Source organism: Agaribacterium sp. ZY112, assembly GCF_041346925.1.
GTDB lineage: Bacteria > Pseudomonadota > Gammaproteobacteria > Pseudomonadales > Cellvibrionaceae > Agaribacterium.
Genome location: NZ_CP166840.1, coordinates 3,667,922 through 3,688,962, shown reverse-complemented (window position 1 = coordinate 3,688,962; position 21,041 = coordinate 3,667,922). Strand labels below are relative to the sequence as shown.

The window sequence follows — 21,041 nt, the reverse complement described above, 5'->3', positions numbered from 1 at the left end:
GGAGGCCTCTTAAGATTCTTTGTGTTGTTGCTTGCTTAGCTCTGTGAGCATGGCGTTTAGTTGGCTTTGCCAGTGTTGGTTTTCTAGCTGAGGGTGCTTTGCAAGTATTTCACTTTTATCGAGCACACTGAATGCTGGTCGCTTAGCTGGTACGGGATAATCTTTGGTTGTTATAGCTTTAATCTTACATTTTTTATCCAGTAGTTTTAGCTCTAGTGCTTTGCTTTGTATCATTTCGGCAAAATCATACCAACTAGCAACACCTGCATCACTCCAATGATAGAGGCCTTCAGTTTTATCTGCGATACAAGCCCAGCAGCTTTGTGCAAGGCCGTGAGCCCAAGTAGGGGTGCCAATTTGATCTGCGACTATATTTAGTTGCTCGCGCTCATTCATAAAACGCAGCATGCTTTTAACAAAATTATTACCATAGCTGGAATAAAGCCAGGCTGTGCGGATAATGGCCCAAGGGGCTTTGCAGTATTGCTCTAGAGCCTGCTCGCCTGCGTATTTACTGGCGCCATAAACTGATAGAGGTTTTGCAATATCTTTACTTGTTAATGGTTTGGTGCTTAGGCCATCAAAAACAAAATCGGTGCTAATGTGTAACAGATAAATGTCGGTTCCGCAGGCCTTTGCTAAATTGGCAACCCCGTCGCGGTTTACAGCATAGGCTTTATCGCGCTCTTCTTCTGCTTTATCGACAGCGGTATAGGCTGCAGTATTAATAATGGCATTAGGCTTGTGTTGTTTAAGGTAATTATTAACCGCTACCTCGTCACAAATGTTGAGCTCAGTTGATGTAGCATAAATTAAGTCAATTGAGTTGGGCGCGCTGCGGGCCAGCTCCCATGCAAGCTGGCCGCCTGCACCGGTAATAAGCACTTTCATCTTATGTCTCTATGTTGTTAGGCCTTAAGAGAAGCAGTCAGCTTCAGAAAGGGGGCGGGCCTTGGCGTCTTTGTTCGAGAGTAGTGGTGCTTTCCCGTCTACGAGGGGCCAATCAATATTTAATTGTTTATCGTTCCATAATAAAGAGCGGTCGTGCTCAGGCGCGTAATAATTAGTACATTTATAAACAAATTCCGCTTCATTGCTTATGACATAAAAACCATGAGCAAAACCTTCGGGAATCCAGAGCTGGCGCTTATTTTCGGCACTGAGTTCTACCCCTACCCACTTACCAAAAGTTGCAGAGCTGCGGCGCATATCGACGGCAACGTCAAATACATAGCCTTTTATAACCCTTACTAATTTACCTTGTGGTTGTTGAATCTGGTAGTGCAGACCCCTGAGTATGCCTTGCTTGCTCAGGCTGTGGTTTTCTTGTACAAATTCAGTATCAGAACAGTATTGTTTAAATTCGTTAGCGCGGAATGTTTCCATAAAAAAACCGCGTTCATCACCCAAGACGGTGGGCTCGAGTATTTTGACGTCTGCTATCGCTGTATCAATAAATTTCATTTAAGGTGGGTTGTATTTGTGAATTTAATAGACGGTTGTTTCAAGAAGGCGTAGCAGGTATTCACCATAGCCACTTTTCTTTAAGGGAATGGCAAGTTCACGTAATTGCTCTGCTGTGATAAATCCGGAGCGGTATGCAACTTCTTCTGGGCAATTTACTTTTAAGCCTTGGCGTTTTTCTATAGTGGCAATAAATTGTGCGGCTTCTAGTAAATGATCGTGAGTACCGGTATCTAGCCAAGCTGTACCGCGACCCATAATGTCTACATGGAGTTTTTCGTTTTGTAGATAGTGCTCGATAACATCGGTTATTTCCAACTCGCCACGCTCTGAAGGCTGCACTTGTTTGGCAACATTACAAACACTGCGATCAAAGAAGTAGATGCCTGGTACGGCATAATTGCTTTTAGGTTGTAGGGGCTTCTCTTCGATAGATAAAGCCTTACCTTCGGCGTTGAACTCAATCACGCCATAGGCCTCTGGCTCCGCTACGTGATAAGCAAAGACGGTGGCGGAATCCAGTCTTTTATTGGCTGTTTGCAGTATGTTTGCTAAGTCGTGACCGTAGAAAAGATTATCGCCCAGTACCAAGGCGGCGGGGCTGCCATGCAAAAAGGTTTCACCGATAATAAAAGCTTGGGCTAGCCCTTCAGGTTTGGCTTGCTCAGCATAGCTCAGTGTGACTCCCCATTGCTGGCCACTGCCAAGCAAGGCTTTAAAACGAGGCAGTTCAAGCGGGGTGCTGATGATAAGAATCTCAGTAATCCCAGCCTGCATCAGGGTCGCAAGAGGGTAGTAAATCATCGGTTTGTCGTAAACCGGCATAAGCTGTTTGCTTACAACTTGGGTAAGAGGGTAGAGGCGTGTGCCGCTACCTCCAGCTAAGATGATGCCTTTACGAGTCATTGTTTAGCCTTATATACCTAAGAGTACCCTTTGGGCGGGTCGGAATCCTTATTGTAACGTTATTGGTTGCAAAAGGAGATGCTGGCCTGAATATAAGAGGCGCTAAAAAGGCTAATTGTGCTTGTTGTATTAAATAATGCGTTAAATATGTGTAAAATTTCCAACTAAACCACTTTTTATGAATTATGGACATGCTATGAAGATTGCGGTCGCCGGAACCGGTTATGTAGGCCTTTCAAATGCAGTGTTGCTTGCGCAGCACAATGAAGTTGTTGCTTTAGACATTATCGAAGCTAAGGTTGCCCTGATCAATGATGGTAAATCGACTGTTGAAGACAGAGAGCTTGAAGATTATTTAGCCAATAAAAAACTTAACCTAGTGGCGACGGTAGATAAAGAGCAAGCTTATAAGGACGCTGATTATGTTGTTATTGCGACACCCACCGATTATGACCCCGAGACGGATTATTTTAATACTCGTTCGGTAGAGGCGGTGATTAAAGATGTAGTGGCTGTGAACTCAAGTGCCGTGATGGTGATTAAGTCGACTATTCCTGTGGGTTTTACTGCTCGAATTGGTGAAGACTTAGGTACTGAGAATGTCTTGTTCTCTCCTGAATTTTTGCGAGAAGGTCGAGCATTGTATGACAACCTTCACCCTTCTCGTGTGGTGGTGGGCGAGCAAAGTGAGCGTGCTAAGGTGTTCGCTTCATTATTGGTGCAGGGCGCTGAAAAACCGGCGGATGATATTCCGGTATTGTTTACTGAGTCTACTGAAGCGGAAGCAATTAAGCTGTTTTCAAATACCTACCTAGCTATGCGGGTTGCTTATTTTAATGAGCTGGATACTTACGCCGAGAGTCACGGCTTAAATACCAAGCAAATCATTGAAGGTGTTGGTTTAGACCCGCGTATTGGTGCTCATTACAATAACCCAAGTTTTGGTTATGGTGGTTATTGCTTGCCTAAGGATACACGTCAGTTATTGGCCAACTATAACGATGTACCTAATAACCTGATTCGCGCCATCGTTGATGCCAATACCACACGTAAAGATTTTGTGGCTGACTCTATCATTGCACGTGGGCCTAAGCGTGTTGGCGTGTATCGCTTAATTATGAAATCCGGTTCTGATAACTTTCGCGCCTCATCAATTCAGGGGGTTATGAAGCGAATTAAGGCCAAGGGTATCGAGGTTGTAATTTACGAGCCTGTCTTGACCGAAGAGCAATTTTTCAACTCTAAGGTGATTAATGACCTTGAAGAGTTTAAGAGCAGCTGTGATGTGATTGTAGCCAACCGCATGATGGATGATATCCGTGATGTTGCAGATAAAGTTTATACTCGTGACTTATTCGGATCTGATTAATAAGTAGCTGGCAAACTTGTTTATAGCTAAAAGCGTTACGAGCTGGTGTTCGTAGCGCTTTTTTTATATATGTCGTTTTGAGTCCTTGCAAGAGCTACAGTGGGCTATTGGCGCGTCTTTAAAGAGGGGCTTTGAGATTGTTGTGCTAAAGCGACAGGGTAAATCGAAGGCAAAGAAAAAGCCGCTTACTTGCGAAAGCGGCTTATCTTGAAAGCTTGCCTCTAGGTCCACATCCTTGTTTCTCTGTCGGCGCTTCCTTCGAGCTTCCTGCTCGACTACCCATCCTTGGGCATCCACGTTGGCTCCTTGCCTCGGTGTACTTCCTTGTTTGCATCCTTGCGAGACAAATTATGCTTAAAAACGAGTCCTGCCGCTACAAGCCTTTGTCACTATAGTTTGTAGGAAATTGACCATAGCGCTCGCGAGATTTTTACAGTATGGGGTCTTTTTTAAGCCACATTACCGGTAGTGCGGACTCGTTTAGAGCCTTTAACCACGGTGCGTTTGGCTGCTGCTCGCCTTTCAAGCTCGTTATCCACCCCGTTTTTAATGGCAATTAACAGCCCTGCTACTAAGAAGGCACCAGGTGGCAGTACGGCGACTAAAAAGCCTTTGTAGTCACTACCAAATATATTGAGCTCCCAAGAAGCGGCGCTTGCGCCAAAGAGTAGGTGCATGTCGGCAAAGAGCGTGCCTGCGCCAAGTAGCTCTCGTATTGCGCCAATAGCCAGTAATACCGCTAAAAAGCCCAAGCCCATCATTAAACCGTCAAAGGCTGACGGCAGGACGCCATTCTTACAGGCGTAGGCATCTGCGCGACCAAGAATGGCGCAGTTGGTGACGATCAGAGGAATAAATATACCCAGAATGGTATAGAGCTCGTAAGTAAAGGCCTGCATTAATAATTCTGTGCCGGTTGTGAATGATGCGATGATCATGACAAAGGCAGGTAATTTAATGGCATCTGTTACGGCGTTGCGAATGAGCGATACGGCAATGTTGGATCCCACCAATACCAGCATAGTGGCTAGACCTAAACCCAAGGCATTGACCACTGAGCCGGTAACGGCAAGTAAAGGGCACAAGCCGAGTAGCTGTACAAGGGCTGGGTTATTTTTCCACAGGCCGTTAACGCTGAGTTCTTTGTAGTCGCTCATTGGTGTTGGCCCTCGTTAGACTCTGCCTCTAGGGTATTTAGGCTGTCGAGTATTTCTTGTTTGTGTTTGTGGTAAAACTCGAGCACTTCTTTTGTTTGTTTAACGATGGCGCGTGGTGTAATAGTCGCACCTGTAAACTGATCAAAATCACCGCCGTCCTTCTTAACGAACCAGCGCTCAAGCGCAGGTTTGAACAATGACTTGCCGTTAAAGCTAAGTATCCAATCGCTCTTTTTAAGGTCGGCTTTATCACCAAGTCCAGGTGTTTCTTTATGGGAGACAACTCGCACACCGGAAATACTACCGTCGCTATTCACGCCGACTAACAACTTGATATCGCCGCTATAACCATCGGGTGCGACGGCAGGGAAGATAAAGGCAACCGCATTACCAGCTTTCGTGGCAATGTGAACTTTGCTTTCATTCTTAAGGTGAAGTTCGGCTTGTTGCGCCGCTGGGATCTGCCATGTGCTATTAAGTAAGTCGTTGTCAAAACGATCGGCACTGACTATTTCAAGTAGGGCTTTTTCGGCGGCGCGCTTTTCTTGCTCTGCAATACGATCTGCGGTGCTACTGTGTATCCACGCAAGCGTGCCTGCCGTTGCCAGGGCAAAAAGTGCCAAAATAAAACTGTTTTTACTGATTGAGCGGGCTAGCATTATTTGATTCTCCCACTGTTAGCTTTTTTGTGGCCGTAGGTGCGGGGCAGGGTGTAATAATCAATAAATGGCGCTGCAAAATTCATAAGTAAAACAGCAAACGCAACGGCATCGGGGTAAATCCCCCAGCTGCGAATAACAAAGACTAAGATGCCCACGCCGGCACCGTATATCAGGCGACCTTTGGTGCTGACTGCAGAGGTAACTGGGTCGGTGACAATAAAAAAGGCCCCGAACATGGTGGCGCCACTTAGCAGATGAAACACTGGTGAACCAAGACTGTCGCTGCTGCCACCGTCATAAAAGACAATGGATAGCGCCAGTAAGGCCAGCAGCATGGCTGTTGGTGCTTGCCAAGTGAATACACGCTTGTAGAGCAGGAATAAGCCACCTGCTAAAAACGTAATATTGATCCATTCCCAGCCGGCGCCTGCAATAACAGCGGAGCTGAATACAGCATCGCTTTGATAAAGCTGGTCAATGGTTTGACCTTGATTTTGTTTGAGTACATCTAAAGGTGTTGCGGCTGTCCAGGCATCAACCAGTGTTGAATTGTGACCGTTACCAAAGACCAAGTTTAAAGATTGACTCAAGCTCGGCAGGCTTATGCCGTCGGCGAGGGCGCTGCTTGCTAGTGTCCAGCGTGTCATCTCTACAGGGAAGCTAATCAGTAAAACAACATAAGCCACCATCGCAGGGTTAAATGGGTTAAAACCTAAACCGCCGTATAGTTGTTTGGCGACTACAATCGCAAAAAAGCAGCCAACGGCTAATAACCACCACGGTGCATAGGGTGGAAGGGCAATCGCTAATAAAAAAGCGGTGACCAGCGCACTGCAGTCGCGCAGATAAAAAACGACTTTGCGTGCGCGTAGTTTTAAAAAGGCAGCTTCAAAGCCGAGGCAAAAAGCCGCGCAGAGTATTAAGTTAATAAGACTGCCAAAACCAAAATTTAGGCTCAGTGCAATAATGCCGGGCACGCACGCAAGCAGTACCAACTGCATCACCTTATTGCTGGTGCCGGGGCGGGTGGTATGTGGGGAGCTGGCTTTAATAAAACTCATTATTGTTTCTCTGCTTGCGCAAGTTTCGCTTCAAGTTTTTCCACACCTGCGCGAAATGCATCGATATTATCGTCGTTATCGGCTTCCGCTTTTGCTAAGCGTGTACGTGCTTTTTCTAAGCGTTTTTTGAGTGAGTCGAGTTGGGCTTTAGCCTTGTCGTCGTCACTCATAGCTGCGAGCTCTTTTGCTCGAGCTTGTGCTTTTAGAATTGCGTTGTCAGCAGCACTGGCTTCAGCGTTAAGGGCTTCTTCACTGACATTGTCTTGTGCTGCGAGCGTGTTTAATTCGTTTTTGTTTGCGGCCAGTTTTTCTTCGAGCTTACTTACACCTTGTTTTAAGGCATCGGCGGTAGGACTATTTTCGGCTTCCGCCTCTGCCGCTTTTTGCTTGGCGGTGGCGATGCGCTTTTCTAAGGTTGCAATGGTTTTTTCTAATTTGTCTTTGCCGCTGAGTGCGATTTTTTCTTTAATCTTGGCTGCACCAGAATCGCTAGTCGAGCTTGTGCTGGCCTCACTGTCGTCGAGGCGTTTTTGTGCATCTTGAACTTTAGCTTCAGCTTCTTTGATACGAGCAGCTAGTGCATCAAGTCGGCTCTGCTCAAGATCTTCTTGTTTGGCATCATCGAGCGCCTTTTGTGCACGCTCTAATCTGCTTTTGGCGCTGCTCAATGCGCGTTCTAATTTTGCGCGTGCTTTAGCAGGATCGATAGCTGCTTTGTTATTAGGTGCTTTGTCACTAGATGTCGATGCGGGCACAGCAATTGGGCCTTCATCTACTCGCTTTTGCGCATCTTGAACTTTGGCTTCGGCTTCTTTAATACGTGCACTAAGAGCATCAAGTCGGCTTTGTTCTAGGCCTTCTTGTTTGGCGTCATCAAGTGCTTTTACTGAGCGTTCTAAGCGACTTTTGGCGCTGCTCAGTGCGCGTTCTAGTTTTGCTTTGGCTTTTACCGGATCAATATCCGCTTTTGCGGTGGCGCTTGCTGTCGCTTTAGCTGCCGGAGCGCTGGTTTCACCTGATGCTAATTTTGCTTTAGCCGCTTCGGCGGCTTTTTTACGAGCAAGGCGTTTGGCTTCCTTTTCGGCCTCGGCTTTTTCTAAGCGAGCTTGGCGGAATTCAAAACGCTTGCGGCTGTATTCAGCCTTTTGTTTTTCTTGTTCTATTTGGCGCATCGCGCCTTTACTGGCTCGGTAATACTGAACCAGTGGGATATTTGATGGGCAAACAAACGAGCAGGCGCCGCACTCAATACAATCAAATAAATTGTGAGATTCAAGTCGTTCAAAATCTTCGCTGCGCGAGTGCCAATAAAGCTGCTGAGGCAGCAGTGATGCGGGGCAGGCTTCGGCACACATACCACAGCGAATACACGCTTGCTGATCTTCACCCTCGGGCATCTCTTCAAGGCTTGGTACTAAGATGCAGTTGGTGGTCTTGATAAGAGGCACTGCCGCGCTCTGCATTGCAAAACCCATCATTGGGCCACCAAAGATAAGGCGCGCGCAGTTCTCTTGTTGCCACTGGTGTTGCTCAAGAATGTGCTGGGTTGGGGTGCCTATGCGCGCCCAGATATTTTGTTGCACAGCGAGGCTTTCGCCGACAACGGTGGTGACTCGTTCGATCAGGGGCTCACCGTGTTCAATCGCTCTGTAGACCGCGCGTGCCGTGCCGACGTTTTGCAGCACGATGCCAATTTCAGCGGGAATTGAGCCACTGGGTACTTCTTTACCTGTCAGAATTTGAATAAGCTGCTTTTCGCCACCTGATGGGTATTTAGTTGGAAAGCTAACAACGTCAATCGCGGTGTTTTTTGCGGCTTCATTTACTGCTTTAAACGCTTCGGGCTTATTATCTTCAATGCCGATAATCAGGTTTTGGGGTTCACCTAATATGTGCGCCAGTATGCGCATGCCGGCCACGATTTCGTCGGCCTTTTCGCGCATAAGCATGTCATCGGAGGTGATATAGGGTTCACATTCGGTGCCATTTAGGATCAGCGTATCAATGTGCTGGCCGCCACGCGGTTGCATTTTTACGGAGGTAGGAAAACCCGCGCCGCCCATGCCGGCAATACCTGCGTTGCGAATAAAATCTACAAGCTCGTTTTTATCGCGCTCTTGCCAGTTATCGAGGCCTTGTAGCTCAATACTTGTATCGTTGCCATCACAATCAATAACAATACACTCGGCTAGCAAGCCCGACGCGTGAGGAATGGGGCGTTCTTCAATAGCGCTCACGGTTCCAGAGCTGGAAGCATGCACGTTGCTGCTGACAAAGCCTTTGGCTTTGGCTATGCACTGCCCTTTTAATACTTGATCGCCTACCTCTACACAGATTTCAGCAGGGGCGCCGATGTGTTGATTGAGAGGGATGATCAATTGTTTAGGCAGGGCGATATGCGCAATGGCGCTGCCATTAGTTTGTTCTTTGTTTTCAGGTGGGTGCACGCCACCGGGAATATCCCAGATCTTTCTCATGCGGCGGCTCCTTCTTCTGACTTCACTTCACCTTGAACGTCTGTTGCAATCAGCTGTTTTTCATCGGGCAGCTGCCAGCGCCACGCGCTGAGGCCTTCGGTAACCGGAACCATGTCTATGCAATCAACTGGGCACGGTTCGACACACAAATCGCAGCCCGTGCACTCAGATGCAATGACGGTGTGCATTTGTTTTGCGGCACCGAGGATCGCGTCAACAGGGCAGGCTTGTATGCACTTGGTGCAGCCGATGCATTCGTCTTCGCGAATAACGGCAACTTTGCGCACTTCGCTTTCTTCGCCGTGCTCTTCATCGAGTTCTGGAGCTGGCACGTCCAGTAAGTTGGCAATGGCCTGAATAGTGGTGTGACCACCCGGAGGGCACTTGTTGATGTCGTCACCGTCGGCAATCGCTTGTGCATAAGGGCGACAGCCTGGGTAGCCGCACTGGCCACATTGTGTTTGAGGCAATATCTCGTCGATTTGTTCAACGATGGGGTCGCCTTCAACTTTGTATTTTACGGCGGCAAAACCCAGTACCGCACCAAAGACAGCGGCAAGTACACCTAGCGCGATTAACGCGTCAAGGATGGGAAAGTCATTTAAAAAAGTCATTACACCAGCCCCGCAAAGCCCATAAAGGCTAGAGACATTAAGCCTGCGGTAATCATGCCGATAGCGGCACCTTTAAACGCGTCGGGCACATCGGCAACGGCTAGGCGTTCGCGCATAGCTGAAAATAAGATGAGAGCGAGTGAAAAACCTAAGGCGCCGCCAAAACCGTAAAGGGCACTTTGGAAGAAGCCGTGATTTTTAGCGGTATTCTGTAGGGCGACACCAAGTACAGCGCAGTTGGTGGTTATCAGCGGAAGAAACACGCCGAGTACTCGATAGAGCAGGGGGCTGGTTTTTTCGATAAACATTTTTGCAAATTGAACCACAGCAGCAATCACCAAGATGAAGCTGATGGTTTTAAGGTAGGTGAGCTCTAATGGCTCAAGCACCCATGCGTAAATCATGTAGCTGCACACAGAGGCGAGTGTCAGTACAAAGGTGGTGGCGCTGGCCATGCCGATCGCGGTTTCCAGTTTGTTGGAGACACCCATAAATGGGCACAGTCCTAAAAACTGAACCAGTACAAAGTTGTTTACCAGCACAGTGCTAATAAGTACTACTGCAAATTCTGTCATTTCTCACCAAGTTACTTGGTCACTCAATTAATGTGTTTTTCTTTTTCGGCTGAAGCATTGGTATTCATTTTCGGACACGTCGTGTACCCATCCTTGGGGGCTAACTTCGGCACCCATGCCTCAGATTGTCCTTAAATAAACACCAATACTTCAGCCTAACACTGTGCCAGCTATAAAATTTGGCACGGAGTAAAGGCGGTAGTAGACAGCAGTGTGCTAGACAATCTGAGGCATGGATGCCGAAGTTAGCCTACATGGAGGTATGCACGGCGTGTCTGGCACACTGCTGTCTACTACTGACTGAGTTGCGAAGCGCAATCCAGTCAATGAATTACATTACCCTCATGCCCGGCTGCGCGCCGTCATGAGGTTCAAGAATATAAAGCTCGTCTTTACCTGGGCCCGCCGCTAAGACCATGCCTTCGCTCATACCAAACTTCATCTTGCGTGGTTTGAGGTTGGCAACCATAACGGTGTGCTTACCAATTAAGTCTTCAGGTTGATAAGCGCTTTTTATCCCTGCAAAAACATTGCGTGTTTCGCCACCTAGGTCGAGAGTCAGGCGCAATAACTTATTTGCGCCTTCAACGTGCTCGGCATTGGCAATAAGGGCCACGCGTAAGTCGACTTTGGCAAAATCATCAAATTCTATTTCGTCGGCGACAGGCTCTTTCTCCAGCCAGCCGTTATCAGTAGCTTGTGCTGGGTTAGCGCTTGCTTGAGCTTCAGCCGCGGCTTCTTTACTCGCCTCAACCATCGCTTCAACTTTTTTACCTTCAACACGAACCATGAGAGGTTTGAATTTATTGATGTCATGTTTTGTTAAAAACTCGAGTGTATCGCCCCAGTCGAGATTACTGTTTAAAAAGGTCTCGGCAGCTTCAGCGGTAACGGGCAGTACCGGCTTTAAATACATCATTAAAGCGCGGAAGCAGTTAATGCCCATGCTGCATACATCGAGCACTTTTTGTTCCATGCCTTCTTGCTTGGCAAGGCTCCAAGGCGCTTGTTCTGCGATATATTCATTAGCTTTATCAGCTAGGGCCATAATTTCGCGCATGGCTTTATTAAATTCGCGCTCTTCGTAAAGCTTGGCAATAAGCGTATGGCTATCAGTGAAATGTTTCCAGAGCTCTGGATCATCAATCGTTGCCGTTAGCTGACCACCTGATTTTTGTATGAACTTTGCTGTACGGCTGGCGATGTTAACGACTTTACCAACAAGATCTGAATTCACTCGTTGAACAAAATCTTCAAGGTTTAAATCGATGTCATCGACACTGTTACCTAATTTACTGGCGTAGTAATAACGCAGGTATTCAGGCTGTAAATGCTCTAGGTAGGTGCGCGCGTTAATAAACGTACCGCGCGACTTCGACATTTTTTTACCGTCAACGGTTAAGAAACCGTGCACACATACTTTTGTGGGCGTACGGAAACCTGCATTGCTTAACATCGCTGGCCAGAAGAGGGCGTGGAAGTTAACAATATCTTTGCCGATAAAATGGTAGAGCTCAGCTTCGCTGTCGGCTTTCCAGTATTGGTCGAAATCAAGACCTTCGCGTTCACAGAAGTTCTTAAAGCTGGCCATATAACCGATGGGTGCATCGAGCCAAACGTAAAAATACTTGCCGGGTTCGCCAGGGATCTCAAAACCAAAATAAGGCGCGTCGCGGCTGATGTCCCACTCTTGCAGGCCGCTATCTAACCACTCGGCTAGTTTATTGGCGACTTCATCTTGCAAGTGACCGGCGCGGGTCCACTCTTTTAAGTAGTTCTCAAAATCCGGCAGTTTGAAAAATAAGTGTTTGCTCTCTTTGGCGATTGGCGTAGCACCACTGACAACGGAGACTGGGTTGATTAAATCAAGAGGGCTGTAGGTTGCACCACAGGCTTCACAGTTATCGCCGTACTGATCTTCCGTTTTACATTTAGGGCAATTGCCTTTGATATAGCGATCAGCCAAAAACATACCTTTTTCTGGGTCAAAGGCTTGGGTGATGTTGCGTTCGGCGATATGCCCGTTGGCTTTGACTCGCTCGTAGATCAAGCTCGAAAGCTCGCGGTTTTCTTCGCTGTGAGTGCTGTGATAATTATCAAAGTCGATATGGAAGTCTTCAAAATCAGCCAAGTGTTCTTGTTTAATATTGGCGATTTGTTCTTCTGCAGTAATGCCATTTTTTTCAGCGCTGAGCATGATGGCGGTGCCATGGGCATCGTCGGCACAGACGTAATAACAGCTGTGACCGCGTTGTTTCTGGAATCGAACCCAAATATCGGTTTGGATTGTCTCGACCATGTGGCCAAGGTGAATACTTCCGTTGGCGTAAGGCAGGGCGCTGGTAACGAGAATGTTACGTTTGTTAGTCATATCTGCAGGTTTCGCTCTAGCGTTGATCTAGTTGGTAAGAACTCAATTAAGCGGCCGCTTTTTAAGCTCGCTTATAAAACGGTTACTGCTAAAAGTAACTGTTTGAATTTCAAGTGAAAAAATCGCGCGCAACTATAGCAGCTTTGCCCTTTTATTACACGGTCTGCAGGCCGCGTTTGTGCTTGCTGTAGCGGCAATTTTAAGGACTTTATTTTGCCGCTTTGCCTTGTTGAAACAAAGCGGCAAATTTTTATATGCTTAATCGGTAATTTGGGTAACGATGGGCGATATGATCGAAATACCCGTTTAGTAAGGCTTTGTGCCATTTTCGAGTCATTTGAAAGTGTGTGTGAAGGCCAAACGCTTCGGATAGCGCTTGGTAAGCCGAGGCCGGCCTTGTTATGCTTGCCGCCGATTTAGATCTCTCTAGGAACACATATGAGCTCGCTTGCCATAATTGACGCTGTTTTAGCAGACCTTGTTTTTCCAGATACTGATACGCCCTTGTTGGCCTTATTGGTCGATGCCCCAGAACTAAAAGATGATTGTTTAAGCTTAGATTTTTGCGTGCCTGTTACGGCAGTGGCGGAGCAGTTGGCGAAGGCGATACAAGCGTCTGCCTCGACAAAAGACTTGCAGCTTAGTGCGATTGAGATTGGTCACCGTATTCCTGCAGCTGCAGCGGTGATTCAAAGTGCTAGTGTCAGCGGCGTCAAAAATATTATTGCCGTGGCCTCAGGTAAGGGTGGGGTTGGTAAAAGCACCACATCGGTCAATTTGGCTCTGGCTTTGGCTGCTGAGGGTGCAAATGTGGGTCTGCTTGATGCCGATATTTACGGCCCGAGTCAACCGCAGTTGCTGGGCGTGGCGAATGCACGCCCAGAGCTTAGCGACGGTAAAAACATTGCGCCTATTAAGGCTCAGGGCCTACAAATGATCAGCATGGGCAACCTGGTAACGGAAAAAACGCCGATGATCTGGCGTGGCCCCATGGTCAGTGGTGCCTTGATGCAGCTGCTGGGGCAGAGTCGTTGGTCCGATGTGGACTACCTCATTATTGATATGCCTCCAGGTACGGGTGATATCGCCTTAACTCTTGCGCAAAAAGTGCCGGTTAGCGGCTCGGTTGTGGTGAGCACGCCGCAAGATATTGCCTTGCTGGATGCCAAAAAAGGCATTGAGATGTTCCGTAAGGTCGACATTCCTGTCTTGGGGGTGGTGGAAAATATGGCGGTGCATCAGTGTTCAAACTGTGGGCACGAAGAGCATATCTTTGGCGAGGGTGGCGCTAAGCGTTTAGCTGAGCAATACGGCGTTCAAGCTTTGGGGGCCTTGCCTTTGTCTTTGAGTATTAGGGAGCAGAGTGACAAGGGTGAGCCTATTGTCGTAAGTGCGCCACAAAGCAGTGAGACGCAAGCGTATATAAAGATTGCTCGAAAAGTGGCTGTGGCTTTAGCTGAGCAGGGTGATGACAGCGGTCCAGATATCATTGTGAGTGAGGCGTAAACGCCAACGCTTAAAAAACTGAGTGAATAATTGCGCTTTGTGAGGCTTGGCCTTAACATCGCGCCAGCAATTGAATTGAGGAAGAGCAATGAGCATTAAATCCGATAAGTGGATTCGCCGCATGGCTGAAAACGAAGGCATGATTGAGCCTTTTGCGCCGGAACAAGTGCGCTATGCCGAAGACGGTCAGCGTATCGTCAGTTATGGCACATCAAGTTACGGGTATGACGTACGCTGTTCTGATGAGTTTAAGATTTTCACCAATGTACACAGCGCTGTGGTTGATCCAAAAGCGTTTGATGATGACAGCTTTGTTGATATCAAAAGCGACGTTTGTATTATTCCTCCTAACTCGTTTGCACTGGCACGTACGGTTGAGTACTTCCGTATTCCGCGTTCAACCTTGACAGTTTGTCTGGGTAAATCGACTTACGCGCGCTGCGGTATCATTGTTAATGTCACGCCGCTTGAGCCAGAGTGGGAAGGGCACGTGACTCTAGAATTCTCAAATACAACGCCGTTACCGGCAAAAATTTATGCCAATGAAGGTGTGGCGCAGATGTTGTTCTATGAGAGTGACGAGGTCTGTGAAACGTCTTACCGAGATCGCGGCGGTAAGTATCAAGGTCAAACTGGTGTGACCTTGCCAAAAACTTAAGTTTTTGTTTTTGTAATAAAAAGCCTCTATTTGAGCACGGCTGTTCTAAGTGCGTGTTTGTATTCCTTTCGCTCACGTGCCGTTTGAGCTTGCAGGCGTTTACCTAGGCTCGCCGTAAACTCATCTATGGGGCTCATCGACTGCATCCTTGCAGTCGATGGTCTCGCTAAACGCCAGCAAGCCCATGACTCATAGCTTCGCAAGTAAGTGGATTAGCTCTTGTTCCTTCGCAAAATATGAAACTTGTTGAATTTCCATTGCAAAACTATGGGGCCGCAGTGTCTATTTGAGGGTTTTATTTTCTGTGCCTTTGCACAATGCCCATCATTTTATAAATCAGTTGCGCGGCGGCAAATTCATAAGCGTGAAAGCCTTTAATTGGTGCGAATTCCATAAGATCAAAACCAATGATCTGCCTTTGTTTTACCACACTTTTAAATAAATTTAAGGTTTGATACCAGCCAAGGCCTCCGGGGACGGGGGTACCTGTGCTAGGAAAAACACTGGGGTCCATGCCATCAATGTCGAGGGTGAAAAACACCTTTTCTGGGAAGTCCTCTGGTAGCTCTATGCTTTGAATATTGTTGGGCACGAGTTCGTTGGCGTCGTGATAGACAACATTAAAATCGTCGCGAGCCTGCATTTCTTCTTCACAGTAAGCGCGTATGCCTAATTGCACTAAGGGGATGTTGTGCTCAACCACACGTTTCATGACTGATGCGTGGCTTAATAGGTTGTCTTCGTAGGCGTGTCTTAGATCGGCGTGGGCATCGATTTGCACCACACCAAAGTCGCGGTGACCGGCATCAATATAAGCTTGAATAACAGCGCCAGTGACGCTGTGCTCTCCGCCAATGACGACGGGGAATTGGCCGCGTTTTAATATTGCGAGCGTAGCTTGGCGAATGTTCTCGAGGCTTTGTTCTTCGCTGTCTGAGCAGTCGACTACAGGTGCTGTGTAAATGCCTAAGTCGCAGGGGCGGCTGTGGTTGTCCCACATTTCTAGTTGCCAGCTGGCTTTTAAAATCTCACTTGGGCCAAAGCGGGTGCCGCCGCCATAGCTGACTGAGGCTTCGTGAGGGGCAGGAAGCACCTGAAAAAAAGCGTGTTCAGGGGCTCCTTGCTCAATCTCTGATCCAAGAAAGTGAGGGTAGGCCGTTTCAAATTCTTCGTTGCTCATCTTAGTGTTTCTCAGTAGCTGCTAGCTCAGCCTATTTTTAAAATCGTCGTAGCCGAACTCGCGCACGATCGTTAATTGATCGCTTTCGGAATTCCACAAAGCGATAGATGGAAGTTTAATGCCGTTAAAGGTTGTGGTTTTTACCATGGTGTAATGGCTTTGGTCGTCAAACATTAAGCGTTGGCCTATCTCTAAAGGCTGGTCAAAACTGTAGTCGCCAATAACATCCCCAGCTAAACATGTTGTACTACCTAATCTATAGCTAAAGGCTTTTTTACCTTGCTCCCCGGCATTTAATAGCTCTGCTCTGTAGGGCATTTCTAAGGTGTCGGGCATATGGCAAGTTGCACTGCAGTCGACGATTGCTAAGGGGCGGCCATTATGGGGTAAATCAAGCACCTCACAAACTAATACGCCGCTGTGAATGGCTACGGCCTCACCTGGTTCAAGGTAAACCTGAACTTGATATTTTTCGCTGAAGTCTTTGATGCGTTGAATCAGTTTGTCGATGTCATAATCCGGCGCGGTAATCCAGTGACCCCCACCAAAATTTACCCACTCCATCTGTGGAAGTATGTCGCTGAAGTTAAGTTCTATGCTATCTAGGGTGCGTTCAAGTGGCTCAAACAGTTGTTCACATAAACTGTGAAAATGCAGGCCGCTAATACCGCTTAAGTCTTGCTTATCAAATTGAGCGCGGGGTATGCCCAAACGAGAGCAGGCCGCGCACGGATCGTAAAGTTCTACATCGCCTTCGCTGTGTTCGGGGTTAATGCGCAGGCCGAAATTTGGCTTAAAACCTTGCTCTGCCTTTTGCTTTAATAGCGGCTGAAAACGCTGCCACTGAGCAAAACTATTAAAAATTACATGTTCGCTTAGCTCGCAGATTTGGTTGAGGTCCTCAGCTTTATATGCTGCTGAATAGGTGTGAATTTCCCCTCCGTAGTATTCCTCACCTAACAGTGCTTCATGTAAACCGCTTGCGCAAACACCGCTTAGGTATTTTTTATACAGAGGTGCAAGAGACCAACAAGAAAAAGCTTTAAGTGCAGCCAATACTTTTGCGCCGCTCTCATCTTGTACGCGCTTGAGCAGCTTTAAATTATTTTCGATAACAACTTCATCGATAACAAAGCAGGGCGAGGGTACGCGGCTTGCATCAAAGTTCTTAAAGGTAAGTGAGTTAATCATTGCTGTCTTTTACTGTGGGTCTATAAAGGGGGGCGCGAGATGGCTTGTGCCTTCTGTTCTTCGGGGCTCGCTGGCGCATGGTCGCTACACGGATGTAGCTTATTAGGACAATGCAGGGGCAATTGTCGAATGCGGCAGCGAAGCCTACATGGAGGTATCTACTGCGTGCCTCGAAAAACAGAAGGGGCTAACCAACCTTAAAGCCTCGACGAGTTTGCTTAGAGGTTAGAGCTTTAACTTAAATTAAATCAAAACCTGGGTCTTCAATCACCTTCCAAGACAGGCCATAAAGATTCATATCGTGCATAAATGGATCGGGGTCCATCTGCTCGATATTAAATACACCGGCTTCTTTCCATTTACCTTCGAGCATCATTTTGGCGCCGATCATGGCCGGTACACCTGTCGTATAGCTAATGGCCTGGCTTTGCACCTCTTTGTAACAATCTTGATGGTCACAAATATTGTAGAGGTAGGCTGTTTTTTCTTTGCCATCTTTAATGCCGCGAGCGTGTACGCCAATGCATGTTTTACCTACTGTGCGCGGGCCAAGCGTGCTTGGGTCTGGTAGTAGTTCTTTTAAAAATTGAATAGGCACAATTTTCTGGCCTTGAAACTCGATTGCTTCAATACCTGTCATGCCAACGTTGCCCAGCACCTCTAGATGCTTAAGGTAACTATCGCCAAAACTCATCCAGAATTGTGCTTTTTTAATGCTAGGCAGGTGCTTGGTCAGCGATTCAAGCTCTTCGTGATACATGCGATAAATATTGAAACTGCCGACGTCTTCAGGGCAAGTGAACTCTTGCTTGAGGCTCATAGCTGGGCTTTCAATAAATCGACCATCTTCCCAGTGGCGGCACTCGGCGGTGACTTCTCGGATATTGATTTCTGGGTTGAAGTTAGTCGCAAACGGGTAGCCGTGATCGCCGCCGTTAACATCAATGATGTCGAGGTAGTGAATCTCGTCAAAGTAGTGTTTGTTCAAATAGGCGGTAAAAACATTGGTCGCGCCGGGGTCAAAACCAGAACCCAATAAGGCCATTAAACCTGCTTTTTTGAACTTTTCTTGATAGGCCCACTGCCACTTGTATTCAAATTTTGCAGTGTCGAGCGGTTCGTAGTTGGCGGTATCAAGGTAGTTTACGCCGGCTTCAAGACAGGCATCCATAATGGTGAGGTCTTGATAGGGTAGGGCGACATTAATAACCAGTTCTGGTTTGTGTTTGTTGAATAACTCAACAAGCTCGGGAACGTTGTCGGCATCTACTTGTGCCGTTTCGATGTTGCGATTTAATTGCATCGCGATTTTTTTGCATTTGTCTTCGTTGCGACTGGCCAATACGATTTCATCAAATACGTCTATGAGTTGTGCGCATTTGTGAGTAACAACGCCGCCGACACCGCCGGCTCCAATAATGACTACTTTAGCCATGATTTGTCCTCATTAGGAAAAGGTTAACGATAACTTGTTTATTTGAATTAAAACGGTCTTTATTCTTCGCGTTCAAAATAGGTATACCCTTCAAGGCTGGTTCTAAACGCTTTAATCATTGTTTGTCGTTGCGCCACGCTAATGCGGCCATCTTTTACAGCCGCTTCTGCGTGTGAACGAAATTGCTCATAAAGCTCTTTGGGGTTGTATTCAACGTAGCTTAATACGTCACCAATGCTGTCGCCGTGAATTTCTTCAACCAGTTCATATGAGCCGTCTTGTTCTAGGCGCACGCTTACAACGTTGGTATCGCCAAATAAATTGTGCAGATCACCCAGTGTTTCTTGATAGGCGCCTACTAAGAATACCCCCATATAATATTCTTCGTTCTCGCGAATATCGTGAAGCTGTAAGGTTTTATGCTCGCCTTCGGCATTTGCGAAATGGTCTATTTTACCATCGCTATCACAGGTGATATCGGCAATGACGGCAGGGTTAAGTGGTTGTTCGTCTAGACGGTGAATGGGCATAACAGGAAATACCTGCTCAATGGCCCATGAGTCTGGTAGGCTTTGGAAGAGGCTAAAGTTGCCGTAATAAATATCGGCCAAACTTTCGTTAAGGTTTTGTAGCTCTTGCGGTACGCGCTTTAATTTTGGCAGGAGTTTTTTCGCGCGCTGCAATATTTCCAAATAAATATTTTCTACCAGTGCAAGCTCGCGAACACCGACTTGGCCTTGGCGAAACATGTGGCGCACTTCTTCGCGATAATGAACGGCATCGTTGCAGCTTTCTTGTAGGTTTTTTTCACTGAAGTTTTGCAGTGCCAGCCAAATGTTGTGGCAGATCTCAGAGCTGTCTTCAGGCAGCTGTTCTGGCAATTTTTGCGAGCGAAAATGGCTGACATCAAGCACATTAAATAAAAGCACGGATGAGTAGGCTACCGTTGCTCTGCCAGATTCAGTGATAATGCTTGGGTGTTCGATTTCAAAAGGATCGAGTGCTTCACTGACGCTTTCAATGATATCAACACAGTATTCTTCAAGGCTGTAGTTGCGGCTGTGAGTTTCGTTTGTGCACGCGCCGGTATAGTCGACGGCTAAACCGCCGCCGAGGTCTAAATAACCTAATGGTGCGCCTTCCTTGCTGAGTTCAACGTAGTAGCGACAAGCTTCTTGTACGCCTGCTCGTATGTTTCGAATGTTGGGTATTTGTGAGCCAATATGAAAGTGCATAAGCTGCAAACAATGCAGCATGTTATTGCTTTTAAGCTTGTCTATTACTTCAACTAACTGCACCGTACTCAAGCCAAATAAAGAGCGGTCACCGCTGTCTTCATACCAGTGGCCTTCGACTTTGGCAGAGAGCTTAACTCTTAGGCCTATCATCGGCTCAATATTTAAATTGCGGCTTTGTTCAATGATGGTGTCAATTTCTGAAGGGGTTTCAACGACAAAAAAGCAGCGCATACCAAGCTTTACTGCATGTAGCCCCAGCTGAACAAATTCACTGTCTTTATAGCCGTTACAGATGATGCAGGCTTCACGATCGCGTAAATGGCTCATGGCGATGATGAGTTCGGCTTTGCTTCCGGCTTCAAAGCCGTGGTGGTACTGTCGGCCAAATTTTGCGATTTCTTCAATAACGTGGCACTGCTGGTTCACCTTGATCGGGAAGACACCACGGTATTCGCCCTTATAGCTAAAGCGCTCAATAGCCTTTTTAAAGCCGTCGTTGATTTGGCTAATACGTTGATCAAGAATGTTTTCTATGCGCAGTAAAACGGGCATCGCGTGATCGCGCTGCTCAAGGCCTTGCACGATATTCAGCAGGGGGACTTGCTCGCCACTATTGCGTGCGCGTACGCAAATTTGACCTGCAGTGTTAACGGAGAAGTAATCACTGCCCCAATCTGGCACGCCATAAAGGGCGGCAGAGTCGTTTACTGACCAGCTTTGAGGGCGGGGGAGGCTGTCTGTCACTATGAGCTCCAGTCGGACTACTGTTGCGTAAAAAAGTCTAAGTTTGAGGCGCGAGCCTTAGTTTGCGCAAGCAAGATATGCGGCTTTAACAAGCCGCGCACTATTGCAGAAAGTGTCGATTTTGAAAAGTAGATTTTTAGCTGATTTATGGGCTTGGGCGCGCAAACGAAAGCTGGCTTGGCGCTACTGCTGTTTCATGGTCTTTACTGTTGATGAGACTGTTATTTTCAGTGTTGGCGTGGCTGTTTAAGTTGCCCTATTACCGGTGCCGTAGCTAAAATCGAGCTTGTACTTATGGGCTGGCTCTTAATACCGTCTTTGTGGCTTTGCTTCGGATTTATTTCCTCGGCAATCGCTTTAGTATTGGTTGTAAGTTCAAAGTCCCAGCCCCATGCAGTAATGCTGGATGGGGCTGCCCTGTAATCAGCTATGA

Annotated in this window: 17 protein-coding genes; 3 read left to right on the top strand and 14 right to left on the bottom strand. The window is 47.2% G+C overall.

Annotation, left to right across the window (positions count from 1 at the left end):
* Positions 1-9 precede the first annotated feature (9 nt).
* The 3 genes from rfbD to rfbA are packed head-to-tail and all read right to left on the bottom strand — an operon-like array spanning position 10 to position 2,370.
* Positions 10-891: a dTDP-4-dehydrorhamnose reductase gene (gene rfbD, locus AB1S55_RS15975; RefSeq protein ID WP_370979179.1), complete on the bottom strand. Its 882-nt coding sequence runs from the start codon at positions 889-891 to the stop codon at positions 10-12.
* A gap of 24 nt (positions 892-915) precedes the next feature.
* Positions 916-1,464: a dTDP-4-dehydrorhamnose 3,5-epimerase gene (rfbC, locus tag AB1S55_RS15970; protein ID WP_370979178.1), complete on the bottom strand. Its 549-nt coding sequence runs from the start codon at positions 1,462-1,464 to the stop codon at positions 916-918.
* 24 nt (positions 1,465-1,488) lie between these two features.
* Entirely contained in the window at positions 1,489-2,370 is an 882-nt protein-coding gene (gene rfbA / locus AB1S55_RS15965) for a glucose-1-phosphate thymidylyltransferase RfbA (RefSeq protein ID WP_370979177.1), read from the bottom strand.
* A gap of 196 nt (positions 2,371-2,566) precedes the next feature.
* On the opposite strand from rfbA, the gene AB1S55_RS15960 reads away from it, so the two are divergent.
* Positions 2,567-3,739 (top strand): nucleotide sugar dehydrogenase, encoded by a 1,173-nt coding sequence (locus AB1S55_RS15960; RefSeq protein WP_370979176.1) that lies wholly within the window; start codon positions 2,567-2,569, stop codon positions 3,737-3,739.
* A 449-nt stretch (positions 3,740-4,188) separates the two neighbouring features.
* Here AB1S55_RS15960 and AB1S55_RS15955 read toward each other — a convergent pair whose 3' ends face one another.
* The 7 genes from AB1S55_RS15955 to metG form a co-directional block, all read right to left on the bottom strand.
* Entirely contained in the window at positions 4,189-4,896 is a 708-nt protein-coding gene (locus AB1S55_RS15955) for an electron transport complex subunit E (protein ID WP_370979175.1), read from the bottom strand.
* Positions 4,893-5,555, bottom strand: a complete 663-nt coding sequence (gene rsxG, locus AB1S55_RS15950; protein ID WP_370979174.1) for an electron transport complex subunit RsxG — start codon at positions 5,553-5,555, stop codon at positions 4,893-4,895. The genes AB1S55_RS15955 and rsxG overlap by 4 nt, the downstream gene beginning before the upstream one ends.
* A complete protein-coding gene (gene rsxD, locus AB1S55_RS15945) occupies positions 5,555-6,619 on the bottom strand; it encodes an electron transport complex subunit RsxD (protein WP_370979173.1) in 1,065 nt (354 codons plus the stop codon). Before rsxD ends, rsxG begins: the two co-directional genes overlap by 1 nt.
* A complete protein-coding gene (gene rsxC / locus AB1S55_RS15940) occupies positions 6,619-9,096 on the bottom strand; it encodes an electron transport complex subunit RsxC (RefSeq protein WP_370979172.1) in 2,478 nt (825 codons plus the stop codon). The genes rsxD and rsxC overlap by 1 nt, the downstream gene beginning before the upstream one ends.
* Positions 9,093-9,710, bottom strand: coding sequence for an electron transport complex subunit RsxB (gene rsxB / locus AB1S55_RS15935; protein ID WP_370979171.1), 618 nt, complete (start codon positions 9,708-9,710; stop codon positions 9,093-9,095). The genes rsxC and rsxB overlap by 4 nt, the downstream gene beginning before the upstream one ends.
* Positions 9,710-10,285 (bottom strand): electron transport complex subunit RsxA, encoded by a 576-nt coding sequence (rsxA, locus tag AB1S55_RS15930; protein WP_370979170.1) that lies wholly within the window; start codon positions 10,283-10,285, stop codon positions 9,710-9,712. The genes rsxB and rsxA overlap by 1 nt, the downstream gene beginning before the upstream one ends.
* A gap of 331 nt (positions 10,286-10,616) precedes the next feature.
* Positions 10,617-12,656, bottom strand: coding sequence for a methionine--tRNA ligase (gene metG / locus AB1S55_RS15925; protein ID WP_370979169.1), 2,040 nt, complete (start codon positions 12,654-12,656; stop codon positions 10,617-10,619).
* Between the two features lie 438 nt (positions 12,657-13,094).
* Between metG and apbC the strand changes: the two genes are divergently transcribed.
* Entirely contained in the window at positions 13,095-14,162 is a 1,068-nt protein-coding gene (gene apbC / locus AB1S55_RS15920; protein WP_370979168.1) for an iron-sulfur cluster carrier protein ApbC, read from the top strand.
* 88 nt (positions 14,163-14,250) lie between these two features.
* Positions 14,251-14,820 carry a dCTP deaminase gene (dcd, locus tag AB1S55_RS15915; protein WP_370979167.1) on the top strand — a complete coding sequence of 190 codons (570 nt, stop codon included), beginning with the start codon at positions 14,251-14,253 and terminating at the stop codon, positions 14,818-14,820.
* Between the two features lie 295 nt (positions 14,821-15,115).
* Here dcd and speB read toward each other — a convergent pair whose 3' ends face one another.
* The 4 genes from speB to speA all read right to left on the bottom strand — a co-directional run bounded on the left by speB (position 15,116) and on the right by speA (position 20,608).
* Positions 15,116-16,000, bottom strand: coding sequence for an agmatinase (speB, locus tag AB1S55_RS15910; RefSeq protein WP_370979166.1), 885 nt, complete (start codon positions 15,998-16,000; stop codon positions 15,116-15,118).
* Positions 16,001-16,021: 21 nt separating this feature from the next.
* On the bottom strand, positions 16,022-17,191 hold the full coding sequence (gene nspC / locus AB1S55_RS15905) for a carboxynorspermidine decarboxylase (protein WP_370979165.1): 1,170 nt from the start codon (positions 17,189-17,191) through the stop codon (positions 16,022-16,024).
* A 238-nt stretch (positions 17,192-17,429) separates the two neighbouring features.
* Entirely contained in the window at positions 17,430-18,626 is a 1,197-nt protein-coding gene (locus AB1S55_RS15900; RefSeq protein WP_370979164.1) for a saccharopine dehydrogenase family protein, read from the bottom strand.
* A 59-nt stretch (positions 18,627-18,685) separates the two neighbouring features.
* Positions 18,686-20,608 carry a biosynthetic arginine decarboxylase gene (gene speA / locus AB1S55_RS15895; protein ID WP_370979163.1) on the bottom strand — a complete coding sequence of 641 codons (1,923 nt, stop codon included), beginning with the start codon at positions 20,606-20,608 and terminating at the stop codon, positions 18,686-18,688.
* Between the last annotated feature and the right edge of the window lie 433 nt (positions 20,609-21,041).

Bases quoted from the DNA above. Each gene is read 5' to 3' on its own strand.
- rfbD (WP_370979179.1), bottom strand. From the start codon at position 891: ATGAAAGTGCTTATTACCGGTGCAGGCGGCCAGCTTGCATGGGAGCTG.
- nspC (WP_370979165.1), bottom strand. From the start codon at position 17,191: ATGATTAACTCACTTACCTTTAAGAACTTTGATGCAAGCCGCGTACCC.
- rsxB (WP_370979171.1), bottom strand. From the start codon at position 9,710: ATGACTTTTTTAAATGACTTTCCCATCCTTGACGCGTTAATCGCGCTA.
- rsxA (WP_370979170.1), bottom strand. From the start codon at position 10,285: ATGACAGAATTTGCAGTAGTACTTATTAGCACTGTGCTGGTAAACAAC.
- speB (WP_370979166.1), bottom strand. From the start codon at position 16,000: ATGAGCAACGAAGAATTTGAAACGGCCTACCCTCACTTTCTTGGATCA.
- metG (WP_370979169.1), bottom strand. From the start codon at position 12,656: ATGACTAACAAACGTAACATTCTCGTTACCAGCGCCCTGCCTTACGCC.
- rsxD (WP_370979173.1), bottom strand. From the start codon at position 6,619: ATGAGTTTTATTAAAGCCAGCTCCCCACATACCACCCGCCCCGGCACC.
- AB1S55_RS15960 (WP_370979176.1), top strand. From the start codon at position 2,567: ATGAAGATTGCGGTCGCCGGAACCGGTTATGTAGGCCTTTCAAATGCA.
- rsxC (WP_370979172.1), bottom strand. From the start codon at position 9,096: ATGAGAAAGATCTGGGATATTCCCGGTGGCGTGCACCCACCTGAAAAC.
- apbC (WP_370979168.1), top strand. From the start codon at position 13,095: ATGAGCTCGCTTGCCATAATTGACGCTGTTTTAGCAGACCTTGTTTTT.
- AB1S55_RS15900 (WP_370979164.1), bottom strand. From the start codon at position 18,626: ATGGCTAAAGTAGTCATTATTGGAGCCGGCGGTGTCGGCGGCGTTGTT.
- dcd (WP_370979167.1), top strand. From the start codon at position 14,251: ATGAGCATTAAATCCGATAAGTGGATTCGCCGCATGGCTGAAAACGAA.
- rfbA (WP_370979177.1), bottom strand. From the start codon at position 2,370: ATGACTCGTAAAGGCATCATCTTAGCTGGAGGTAGCGGCACACGCCTC.
- AB1S55_RS15955 (WP_370979175.1), bottom strand. From the start codon at position 4,896: ATGAGCGACTACAAAGAACTCAGCGTTAACGGCCTGTGGAAAAATAAC.
- rfbC (WP_370979178.1), bottom strand. From the start codon at position 1,464: ATGAAATTTATTGATACAGCGATAGCAGACGTCAAAATACTCGAGCCC.
- rsxG (WP_370979174.1), bottom strand. From the start codon at position 5,555: ATGCTAGCCCGCTCAATCAGTAAAAACAGTTTTATTTTGGCACTTTTT.